General features: G+C 60.7%; 1 pseudogene. It reads right to left on the bottom strand.

Features of this window, described 5'->3' with window-relative positions:
* Window positions 1-101 precede the first annotated feature (101 nt).
* Window positions 102-336: pseudogene (locus ACFFNA_RS39835) on the bottom strand (transposase); the annotation flags it as partial.

Raw genomic sequence — 336 nt, 5'->3', positions numbered from 1 at the left:
CGGATCGATCAAAATGGCGGCCCTTGAACATGACAAACTCCCGGAAAGCAGGAGCAGCCGTCATGCAGCAATGACCTTTCCGAAAAGTTTGCGACGGAACCGTGCAGGTGGGGATGGTGCAGCAAGTTCTGGCCCCAGGTGTGAAGCACGGCGAAGAAGCCGATCTCGGCGCCCAGGTGTTTGGGATCGGCGGCAATGGTGCGCAGGGTCTCGGCGGTGGCGCGGAAGAGCAGACCGTAGACGAGCGCCTTGTTCTGATAGGCGATGGCGGCAATGTCACCCGGCAGCGTGAAGACGACGTGGAAGTACTGTGTGTCGAGAAGCTCGGCGCGACGA

This window comes from Mesorhizobium kowhaii (assembly GCF_042431665.1).
GTDB lineage: Bacteria > Pseudomonadota > Alphaproteobacteria > Rhizobiales > Rhizobiaceae > Mesorhizobium > Mesorhizobium kowhaii.
This window is presented reverse-complemented; position numbering and strand designations above follow the sequence as displayed.